Annotated in this window: 1 protein-coding gene; it reads left to right on the plus strand. The window is 61.8% G+C overall.

The genetic code is table 11. The annotated features are described in order from the left end of the window. Positions 1 to 52 precede the first annotated feature (52 nt). Positions 53 to 325: a recombinase family protein gene (locus AX724_RS21185; protein ID WP_443018777.1), complete on the plus strand. Its 273-nt coding sequence runs from the start codon at positions 53 to 55 to the stop codon at positions 323 to 325. The last annotated feature ends 115 nt before the right edge of the window (positions 326 to 440 follow it).

Here is a 440-nt window from a genome sequence, read left to right on the forward strand (position 1 = left end):
ATGGCGCCACTTGAAATCCGTCATCGTTCCGTCCGTCCAATCTCCGCCAAGCATGCTCAAGCTTCACGATTTTTGCAACAGAGCCCTCTCGGTCATGGGTGCGTTTGCTGAGTTCGAGCGCGCCCTGATCCGCGAACGGCAACGCGAAGGCATTGCGATCGCTCGGCAGCGCGGCGCCTATCGGGGGCGGAAACGGTCGCTCTCGGATGAGATGATTGCCGATCTGCACCGCCGCGTTGCCGCCGGTGAACGCAAGGCGACCATCGCGCGCGACATGGGCATCAGCCGCGAAACCCTCTACCAGTACCTTCGCGCCGCTGCCTGACACCAATGTTCACATTATGTCCGGAAAATCGTTGTTCAGCGTACAAAGCTTGAGGTGACGCCTTGTCGCCACGGCCTCCGCGCTGACCAACGTGCTCGCGGCCGACCCGCTCAGC

The sequence above is a fragment of the Sphingobium sp. CCH11-B1 genome (genome assembly GCF_001556865.1).
In the GTDB taxonomy this organism is placed as follows: Bacteria; Pseudomonadota; Alphaproteobacteria; order Sphingomonadales; family Sphingomonadaceae; genus Sphingobium.